We start from the raw sequence: 5,682 nt of genomic DNA on the forward strand, positions 1-5,682 counted from the left end.
ATCCCTTTTTCGCCCAGCGTGAACCGGACCCGACCGGTTGTCGTGAGGCGCGGCTGAAATTCGGCTGAGATTGGCGTGACGAAGGCGCCCGAAGCGCAGCGGCGGCGATACGCAATACCCAAGGCGAGGCGGCAAGCCATGCGAGCCGCCCGGCCGTCGCGCCCCCGCGCTTCGGTTCCGTCGCTGTGCATCGTCTTGCCCTGGCGCGCTATGAAGCAATTCACACAGGCGCACCGGCAAAATCGCCGCCGGTCCAAATACACCCAAAAAAAGTCAGGTTGATAATGCTGGGCCGAAAAAGTCCAGCCGGCGAAAGGCAAGCCGATTCAAGCGCATAGGCGGGAGCCGTCGCATCGGCAACCGGAGCGGTCGAAAAGCCCGGAAAACCGGCTTTTGCTGGCCTTCAGGGGCAGCAAGGACGTGATCGCGCGGGTCTGCGGCGATGGTCCGCGAGGGTCAAAAACGGGCATTCGGACACCTCGGGAAGCGACGTTGACAGCGCGCACCGCCAATGGATATTCGCAACCACTGGTCACGCCATAACCGGGGGCTGTTGGGGACGGACGGGGTTTCAGCAGCTTGGCGGGGGCGCCGGACGGGCTGGTACACGCATGGTGTACCGCCCGCTCCTGGCCGGTCTTCCAAAACGCAGATTTGAGCCGCGTCGCAAGCGCGCGCACGCCGCCCTTGCGTCTTGACCGCCGATTGACCATCCTCTTGCCAGGTCGTGCATCCAGAAGGAGTCGCGGCATGGGGTTTTTGGCGCATGGGATCCATGCGCGGGCGCGGTTGGGGGATCGCATATGCCGACGCTTTATGCGTTGAAACCAGCCTTCCAGGCGAGGCTGCGGCCGCTGGCCGATCGCCTGGCCAGCGCCGGCGTCACCGCCAACCAGATCACGCTGCTGGGCGCCGGCCTTTCCGTCGCCACCGGCGTGGTGGTGGCTGCCTTCGCGGCCCATCCGGCCGTATTCCTGCTGATGCCGGTGGCGCTGTTTACGCGCATGGCGCTCAACGCGATCGACGGCATGCTGGCACGGGAACATGGGCAGGCGTCAAAACTCGGCATGTATCTCAACGAGCTCTGCGACGTCGTCTCCGACCTGGCGCTGATCCTCGCTTTCGCCGCCCTCTTCCCGGCCTGGGGCGTGGTCGCCTTCGCGATCATGGCGGTCATCGTCGAGTTCGCCGGCGTGCTCGGCATCGCTGCGGGGGCGGCGCGCGACTATGCAGGGCCGTTCGGCAAGAGCGACCGGGCGCTGGCGCTGGGCGTCATCGGCGCGTTGATCGTTTTCGGCCTGTGGCCGGTGGCACTCACGCCCTTTGTGTTTCCGGCGCTCGCAACACTGTCGCTGGCGACCGCCATCAACCGGATACGCAGCGGCCTTAGAGGAGCAGTCGGGCAATGAGCGACCTCGGGGGCAACACCATGATCCATCAGCAGAATATCGCCGCAGCAGCACCGGCGAGCCTCCAACGCGTGGCCGAGGAGCGGACCTTCAAGACCCATGACGGCACCGAGATCTTCTACCGCTACTGGCCGGCGCTCGGCGAGCAGCCCAGGGGCGCCATCCTTCTCTTCCATCGCGGCCACGAGCATGGCGGCCGCATGGCGCATCTGGTCGACGAGCTCGCAATGCCCGGCTACGCCTTCTACGCCTGGGACGCGCGCGGCAACGGCCGCTCGGCCGGCGAGCGCGGCTATGCGCCGTCCTTCGCCGCGCTGGTGCGCGACATCGACTGCTTCGTGCGCGAGATCCCCCGCGACGGTTTTTCCCAGCGTGACGTAGCACTCATCGCGCAATCCTTCGGCGCCGTGCTCGCCGCCGCCTGGGTGCATGATTATGCGCCCGACATCCGCGCGCTGGTGGTGGCTTCGCCCGCCTTCTCGGTCAAGCTCTACGTGCCCTTCGCCAAGGAGGGTATCGCGCTCTGGCAGCGGCTCAAGGGGCGCTTCTTTGTCAATTCCTACGTCAAGGCCAAGTTCCTGACGCATGATCCGGAGCGCATCGCCTCCTTCGACGCCGATCCGCTGATCACGAGGCCGATCGCCTCCAACATACTGGTCGAGCTCTACACGCATGCCGCCCGCGTCGTCGCGGACGCGCGCGCCATCACCGTGCCGACACAGCTGCTGATCTCGGGCGCCGACTGGGTGGTGCGGCACGGCCCGCAACACGAATTCTTCGTCAACCTGGCAAGCCCTGCCAAGGAACGGCATGTGCTGCCCGGTTTCTTCCACGACACGCTGGGCGAGCGCGACCGCAAGTACGCGCTCGACCTAGTCCGGCCATTCCTCGAAAAGCAGTTTTCAGCGCCGGAGAAGCCTGCCGACCTGACCTCGGCCGACCGCTCCGGCTACACGCGCGACGAGGCCGACAGGCTCGCCTCCCCGCTGCCGCTGCTGTCGCCTAAGGGCCTCTACTGGGCGATGAGCCGCGCCTTCATTCGCATCGGCTCCTGGTTCTCCACCGGCCTCAAGACGGGGATCACCACCGGCTTCGATTCGGGCTCCACCCTTGACTACGTCTATCAGAACGACGCCCGGGGTGAGACCCATCTCGGCCGCATGATCGACCGCACCTTCCTCGACGCCATCGGCTGGCGCGGCATACGCCAGCGCAAGCTCCATCTGGAAGAACTGATCGGCAACGCCACGGAGCAGCTTAAGTCCGCCGGCCGGCCCGTGCACATCGTCGACATCGCCGCCGGCCATGGCCGCTACGTGCTCGATGCCGTTGCCAAATGCCCGACGCCCCCGGCCAGCGTCAGGCTGCAGGACTATTCCGAGCTCAATGTCGGGCTCGGCACCAGGCTGATCGCCGAGCGGCACCTGCCGACCAGCGTCACCTTCCGCCAGGCCGACGCCTTCGATGCCGGAATGCTCGCCGCGCTGAAGCCGGCGCCGGACCTCGCCATCGTTTCCGGCCTCTACGAGCTCTTCGCCGACAATGCGCTGATTTCCCGCTCGCTCAGCGGACTCGCCAGCGCCATGCAGCCCGGTGCCCTGATCATCTACACCAACCAGCCCTGGCATCCGCAGCTGGAGATGATCGCGCGTAGCCTGACCTCGCATCGCGGCGGCCAGGCCTGGGTGATGCGGCGGCGCACGCAGGGCGAGATGGACCAGTTGGTGAAGGCCGCCGGTTTCGAGAAAATCGACCAGCGCATCGACCAGTGGGGCATCTTCACCGTCTCGGTCGCGCGGCGCGTCTGAGGAAGCCGTGCCCGCCGCCGACCCTGCCCCAGCCGCCATCGCCGAGCCGTCGAAGGATAGATTCGGCGCCATCCTGCTACGCGCGGCGCTGTGGCTGGCGCTGCTCGCGCCGCTGTTCTACTCGACCTATGGCTTCGCCAACTGGCTGGCCTCGCGACGCGACGATGTCGGCAGCATTGTCTTTGCGTGGGAGCGCGACATCCCGTTCATGGCGTGGACGATCGTGCCCTACTGGTCGATCAACCTGTTCTACGGCCTGTCGCTGCTTCTCAACGACACCAGGCGCGGCGTCGACCGCCTCGCCGGCCGCTATCTGACCGCGCAGGCAATCGCGGTGACCTGCTTCATCCTGTTCCCGCTCAGGGCGACCTTCGTGCGGCCGGAGACATCGGGGCTGCCGGGCTTCCTGTTCGCGGTGCTCGGCGGCTTCGACAAGCCGTTCAACCAGGCGCCGTCGCTGCACATCGCGCTGCTTACGATCATCTGGGACCACTGGCGGCACCGGCTGAGCGGCATCTCAGGAATTGCCTGGCACGTCTGGTGCTTCCTGATCGGCGCCTCGGTGCTGACGACATGGCAGCACCATTTCATCGACATCCCGACCGGCGCGCTGCTCGGCCTGTTCGCGCTGTGGCTGTTCCCGCGCACGGGCGAACTGCCTTTCGCCGGCTTCCGGCTGGCGACCGACAGGAAAGCGCAGCGGCTGGCGGTCTTCTATGCGCTGGGGGCCACACTGCTGCTGGCGGGCGCGGCCGGCGGCGCCCTCGTCTCGGCGGTTGCCCTCGCCCTTCTGTGGCCGGCGCTGGCGCTGGCCATCGTCGCCTTCGGCTATGCCGGCGCCGGAGCCAAGGTGTTCCAGAAAGCGGCGGACGGCCGCGTCTCACTCGCCAGTCGGCTGCTGCTCTGGCCCTACCGCGTCGGCGCCAGAATCAATCTCTGGGCCTGGACGCGCACGCTGTCGCCAATGGTGCCTGTCACCGACGGCGTCTTCCTCGGCCGGTTCCCGACGGCTGCCGAGGCCAGCGGCTTCGGCACGGTGATCGACCTTGCCGCCGAACTGGAGCGGCCGCGCGGCGCATCCTGCCGCTGGATCAGCCTCGCCGTGCTCGATCTTCTGCCGCCATCCGCGAAGCAACTCTCCGAAGCGGTGCCGGCGATCGAGGCGGCGCGCCGGCAGGGGACGGTGCTGATCTGCTGCGCGCTCGGCTTCCAGCGCAGCGCCACGGTCGCCGCCGCATGGCTGGTCGGCACCGGCCGCTCGCACACCGCCGCGCAGGCGCGCAAACTGCTCGCCGCCTCCGGCCGACCGGTGCACATTCAGGCCGGGGTGGACGAAGCGGCATGAACAGCAATAGCTATCAGGACAAAGCCGGCGCGTTCGCCGCCGGACTTATGCTGCAGGCGGCGTGGCCGCTGCTGGCGGTCGCGGCTTGCCTGCTCGCCGCGCCGGTGATCGGGCTGGCGGCCGCGCCGCAGGTGACACCGCTATCGGCGGCAGCGTGGCTGGTGGCTGCGGCGGCGGCTCTGGCTACCCTCGCCTTCACCGCGCTCCTCCTGTTCGACGCGCTGCTGTTCCGGCTGATGGCGAGCCATGACAGCGAGGTTTCGGGCGGCGGCGCGGTCGATGATTTGCTCGCCCGCATGCGGCTGAAGCCCATGCCTGCCGCGACGCGATCGCTCGACCAGCGGATATCGGGTACGCGCCGGCTGCTGATGAAGCAGCGTATGGCCTTTGCGGTGTTCGCGGCGGCGTCACTGATGGCGGCATTGCTTTGAGACTTCGATGACAAAACTCCACATCCGCGCCAACACTTTCACCCTCCTGCAGACCATCACCTCGGTCGGCCTGTCGGCGCTGGCCTGGGTGGTGACCGGCGTGCGACCGATATGGAACGGCAGCCAGCCCTCGGAGCGGCAGCGCATCTATTTCGCCAACCATGCCAGCCATGGCGACTTCATCCTGCTCTCGGCCTGCCTCAGCGAGAAAGTGCGCGCCCGCACCCATGCGGTGGCGGCGGCCGAATATTGGGGCAAGTCGCGGCTGCGCCGCTACATCGCCGAGGACATGCTGTCCTCGGTGCTGATCCACCGGCAGTGGACCGAAGAGTCACAGAACCCGATCAACATCATGCTGTCGGTGCTCGACCAGGGTCATTCGCTGATCCTGTTTCCCGAGGGCACGCGCAACACCACGGACGAGCCGCTGCTGCCGTTCCGTTCCGGCCTCTACAACCTGTCGATGGCGCGGCCCGAGGTGGAGCTCATCCCGTGCTGGATCGAGAACATGTCGCGGGTTCTGCCCAAGGGCCAATTCCTGCCGGTGCCGCTTCTGTGCCGCGTCGTCTTCGGCCCGGCTGTGACCATCGCGCCCGGCGAGGAGCGGCGCGCCTTCCTCGAACGCGCCCGCCAGACGCTGCTCGCCCTCAACCCCCGCCCCGACCGAGACGACTGATGCCACTACCGCC

At 67.4% G+C, this 5,682-nt stretch carries 5 protein-coding genes; all 5 read left to right on the plus strand.

The window, feature by feature from the left end; all coding sequences use genetic code 11:
- The first annotated feature begins 803 nt into the window (after positions 1-803).
- The 5 genes from EN745_RS28415 to EN745_RS28435 are packed head-to-tail and all read left to right on the plus strand — an operon-like array spanning position 804 to position 5,669.
- Complete coding sequence (locus EN745_RS28415) at positions 804-1,409, plus strand: CDP-alcohol phosphatidyltransferase family protein (protein WP_127422783.1); 606 nt, start codon at positions 804-806, stop codon at positions 1,407-1,409.
- The gene (locus EN745_RS28420) at positions 1,406-3,217 is read left to right on the plus strand and encodes a bifunctional alpha/beta hydrolase/class I SAM-dependent methyltransferase (RefSeq protein ID WP_127422784.1); all 1,812 of its coding nucleotides are present in this window, start codon (positions 1,406-1,408) and stop codon (positions 3,215-3,217) included. Before EN745_RS28415 ends, EN745_RS28420 begins: the two co-directional genes overlap by 4 nt.
- A gap of 37 nt (positions 3,218-3,254) precedes the next feature.
- Positions 3,255-4,562: a phosphatase PAP2/dual specificity phosphatase family protein gene (locus EN745_RS28425; RefSeq protein ID WP_127422785.1), complete on the plus strand. Its 1,308-nt coding sequence runs from the start codon at positions 3,255-3,257 to the stop codon at positions 4,560-4,562.
- A complete protein-coding gene (locus EN745_RS28430; protein ID WP_126055345.1) occupies positions 4,559-4,993 on the plus strand; it encodes a hypothetical protein in 435 nt (144 codons plus the stop codon). The genes EN745_RS28425 and EN745_RS28430 overlap by 4 nt, the downstream gene beginning before the upstream one ends.
- Positions 4,994-5,000: 7 nt before the next feature.
- Complete coding sequence (locus EN745_RS28435) at positions 5,001-5,669, plus strand: lysophospholipid acyltransferase family protein (protein WP_126055346.1); 669 nt, start codon at positions 5,001-5,003, stop codon at positions 5,667-5,669.
- Positions 5,670-5,682: the final 13 nt, after the last annotated feature.

Source organism: Mesorhizobium sp. M4A.F.Ca.ET.022.05.2.1 (assembly GCF_003998845.1).
Lineage (GTDB): Bacteria > Pseudomonadota > Alphaproteobacteria > Rhizobiales > Rhizobiaceae > Mesorhizobium.

Excerpts from the sequence above, each read along its gene's own strand:
- EN745_RS28415 (WP_127422783.1), top strand. The coding sequence starts at position 804 with ATGCCGACGCTTTATGCGTTGAAACCAGCCTTCCAGGCGAGGCTGCGG.
- EN745_RS28420 (WP_127422784.1), top strand. The coding sequence starts at position 1,406 with ATGAGCGACCTCGGGGGCAACACCATGATCCATCAGCAGAATATCGCC.
- EN745_RS28430 (WP_126055345.1), top strand. The coding sequence starts at position 4,559 with ATGAACAGCAATAGCTATCAGGACAAAGCCGGCGCGTTCGCCGCCGGA.
- EN745_RS28435 (WP_126055346.1), top strand. The coding sequence starts at position 5,001 with ATGACAAAACTCCACATCCGCGCCAACACTTTCACCCTCCTGCAGACC.